The 3,027-nt window shown below is 53.7% G+C and carries 2 protein-coding genes; one reads left to right on the top strand and one right to left on the bottom strand.

Annotated features, from left to right (window positions below; genetic code table 11):
- The first annotated feature begins 391 nt into the window (after positions 1 to 391).
- Complete coding sequence (locus tag BUB78_RS19845; protein ID WP_220084058.1) at positions 392 to 1,771, top strand: MFS transporter; 1,380 nt, start codon at positions 392 to 394, stop codon at positions 1,769 to 1,771.
- Positions 1,772 to 1,873: 102 nt separating this feature from the next.
- Here BUB78_RS19845 and BUB78_RS19840 read toward each other — a convergent pair whose 3' ends face one another.
- Entirely contained in the window at positions 1,874 to 2,134 is a 261-nt protein-coding gene (locus BUB78_RS19840) for a hypothetical protein (protein ID WP_073201142.1), read from the bottom strand.
- Positions 2,135 to 3,027 lie beyond the last annotated feature (893 nt).

Here is a 3,027-nt window from a genome sequence, read left to right as displayed (position 1 = left end):
CTTCTTTGCACACATGGCTGCTTCTCCTTGATGCGCGGTTGATCCCAGTTAAGGATAACACAACGGTGGGGAAGCAGCCGACACATCCCATTAGCGGTCACCCGCCAAGGTGACCGGTGCTGCAGCGCAGCTTCACCAGACCGGCCATTCGTCCACCATGCAGCATTTTGGAAGGATGAAGGTCGGCAGAGCGGGAATTCCTGCCATTGAATCCGGGCCGCCTAACCAGTGCTGACGACCCATTCCAGACCTTGGGATGCCCGCTGAGATTCTGAGCTGCGGCCTTTCATTGCCGCCATTCGTGCATTGTGCAGAATTTTGAAACTGGTTCAGTAGGTCGATTGAAACCGGCCAGAACAGCCGATGTAACACCAAGCAACATCTCAAATCTATGAACTTGGAGGATGCGCGAAGGTATTGTCTCGAATGGCGACAAGACCTATCCCGCGTTGAAGAAGAAAAGGTTGAGTTCCCGACAATGGCACGAAAAAAAGTAGCGAGACCACCCGGCCTGCGTCACAGGATCATGGCAGGATTCATCGGCAATGTTGTCGAATGGTATGATTTTGCGCTTTATGGCTATTTGGCTGGCGTCATTGCCCCGGTTTTTTTCCCGACCGAGGACCCTACAGCGGGCCTGATCGCCACATATGGTATCTTTGCTGCGGGTTTTCTGATGCGTCCGTTGGGAGCAGCGGTATTTGGATGGTTTGGTGACCGATATGGGCGCGCGCGGACAATGCAGATATCGGTCTCGATGATGGCTCTTCCAACCCTTTTTCTGGGTCTGCTGCCAACATATGCACAAGTAGGCGTGTTGGCTCCGGTGCTTTTGGTGCTTATACGGCTCTTGCAAGGGCTGTCAGTTGGAGGGGAATTTTCGTCGTCAGCCACCTATCTCGTGGAAACTGCACCGAAAGGTAAACGTGGTCTCACGGGCAGCTGGGCAAACATCGGTTCTATGACCGGTTCGCTTCTTGGTGTCGGTGCCGCAGCCTTGGTAACGAATATATTCGATTCCGAAACGCTTTCTGACTGGGCCTGGCGCCTGCCGTTCCTTGGCGGCGCACTTCTCGGGATGGCCGCTATATTGACGCGCCGAAATTTGCATTCTTCCGAACGCTTCGAGCAGCATGACAACGCCCGAGAGGAAACCTCACCTCTCTTTCAGGCTTTCACCCAAAACTTGAAGGATACCCTTCTGGCGCTCGCCTTTGCCGCAAGTTACGGCATATGCTTTTACATCTGCTTTGTGTATCTCCCGGAATGGTTGGCTGGTCAGGATTTGATGGAGCGCGGGATGGCGCTGATGATCAATACAGCCATGACGGTGCTGGTGATCCCTTTGTTGCCGCTTGCCGCTATTGTCGGGGACAAATTGCTTGCCCGACGCACTTGGATTGGTCTGGCAATTCTCGGTTTGGGGCTTGTCGCATGGCCACTATATGCGTGGATGTTGGCCTCAGGCGGCTCACTGGCTTCGGTAATCGTATTTCACGCGGTGACATTTGTGCTGTTATCAGTCCCACTGGGCTCTGGCCCCGCGCTGTTCGTGGAAATGTTCCCCGAGTCCGACCGGCTATCGGGCTATTCGGTCGCTTTCAATCTGGGCATGGGAGTTTTCGGAGGGCTCACCCCGATGATCGCGACCAGCCTGATGGCAATGACTGGCCTCGCGACCGCGCCCGCAATATATATGGCAGTGGCATGTGCTGTCGCAGTGGTCTGTCTTGCGTTCGTGCCCGACCGCAGCCGCAGCCCGCTAAGCTGACGGTATGCAGCCTTGAGATAGAAAGCCCTGGGGTCTTCGAGGCACGGATCGGGCAAACGAGAACCGGCTCCGAAACCAATCGTAAAGGATCGAACGCGTCCGTCAGGACGCACCAAGATCAATACTGTTGATCCAGTTTCGCGTATCCTGCTCCAACGCGGAAACATGACGGGCGTGAGCGTCGAGTTCTGTAACCTCCTCATCAAGCTTGTCTTTGAGGAATTTGTAGCGCGCCAATAACTCACCACTGCTGAGGTTGTGGCCATCATTGAGACCGCGTTTGAAATCCATCTGCTGTCTTGCACTTTCAACCTTGGCGCTGATGGCTTCCAGCTTGTCGTGTAGTTCTTTCAAGGTTGGCATACGAAGATTTCTCCTAAAGTGGTTCTTGGTGGTTAGAATGGTATATCTAGGTGCCCAAGCAGGTTAGCTTGCGGCCGACGCCGACTTCCCGGTTTCGTTTGATAACACTCCTATATACCCTTAAGCGGGTTGGAAAGATCACGCCGCCCCGTTAACCTTGCTCATAATAGTTCATTATGAATAAAACTAGACTGGGATCGGCCAGGGCATACTAAGACTGCAAGAAACATTAATTTCGAGAAAGAAAGCAATGTCGCCGGAAATACTTCATTCTGTTATCGTCGCCGCAATCATCGGCCTTGGCATTTACCTTTTTGCCCATCCGCGCATCCTCCCTAGCAGAGGGAACTTGCTCCGCGGCGTGATCATTTGGGCAATTATGATAATAGCCCTTCATTGGCTTGGTTATGCGTTCAGTCCGTAGGATGACATTCTTAAGTGGCGGTATAAGTTTGATTAACAGACCCCACTTGAGGCACGCGCACTGAGCGAGCAGAAGGGTGGAACCTATGCGATGCGTCTGCTCCGGGCTCGTAGCTGCTTTGCGGCGGCGCAGCAGGTCGAGCTTGACTCGATATCCGATAGCAGTCGTTCATTTGATGCAGATGCTTCACCGTTTTCTGCCAGATAGCCTGGTTCCCGGACATTCGACGCTCGGAAGCGGCTGTTCGACAAGACAGGTCGGAATGACAGGACAGAGCCCATACCGGAAGTGCTCGGGGTTCGACTTTCGCAGATGCAGCGATGAAGCGAACAAAGCCTTCGACTGCGACACAGCAAGAAAAGCGAACGTCCATCGTAAGCGGTGCGCCGTTCACACCGGATTGACGTAGTTCCAGGGCAGCAGCAGGTTGATATCGGTTTGTTTGTGCCCGCCTGCTATGGCTTTCAGG

The sequence above is a fragment of the Roseovarius marisflavi genome, assembly GCF_900142625.1.
GTDB lineage: Bacteria > Pseudomonadota > Alphaproteobacteria > Rhodobacterales > Rhodobacteraceae > Roseovarius > Roseovarius marisflavi.
The sequence above is the reverse complement of the archived record's forward strand: the minus strand, read 5'-3'. Positions and strand labels throughout refer to the sequence as shown.